The organism is Bartonella sp. AC158YNML (genome assembly GCF_042196725.1).
In the GTDB taxonomy this organism is placed as follows: Bacteria; Pseudomonadota; Alphaproteobacteria; order Rhizobiales; family Rhizobiaceae; genus Bartonella.
Genome location: NZ_JBHIQU010000104.1, coordinates 1 through 553, shown reverse-complemented (window position 1 = coordinate 553; position 553 = coordinate 1). Strand labels below are relative to the sequence as shown.

Below are 553 nucleotides of genomic sequence, written 5' to 3'. Positions count from 1 at the left end.
ACACGCTTGCCTTTTCCTGCTATGGTTTCTGCTATCTTAAGACTGGTGAATGTTTTACCCGTACCACATGCCATAATAAGCTTGCCACGGTCTGCTTCTTTTAAACCTTCACAAACTCTTTCAAGCGCTTCTATCTGATGATCTAAAAGCTTTTTTTTCGGTTGTTCTTTAAGGACGGCTTGTCCTCGTTCTTTATAAGCGCCCCAATCAATTTGACTGTTTTCTAAATCAAACAGATTAATCTGTTGAATACGAACTTCTTGACCATCACAAGTGTTGTTAGCATTATCACTCCAATTGCTTTCGGTGCTATCAACGAGAATACGACGCGTAAAAATCTTTTTCCCAGATGCCGCGATAAAGCTATCAATATCTTCTTTTTTAATGATGTGAGAGGCGTCATAGCATTTACATTGAATAGCCGCATAACCCCCTTCATCACGGATTGTAGCGACCAGATCAATCCCAATATCACGCCCATCTTCATCATGTTCCTTAGCCCATTCCAAATAAGTTTGAACCTTTTCGTATTCTTGCTTTTGCAACGGGTCTT

At 40.1% G+C, this 553-nt stretch carries 1 protein-coding gene; it reads right to left on the bottom strand.

Translation table 11 applies throughout. The features are described 5' to 3' along the window. The coding region (locus ACFIM1_RS09495; RefSeq protein WP_375609920.1) for a DEAD/DEAH box helicase family protein at nucleotides 1-553 on the bottom strand (553 nt) is incomplete at both ends.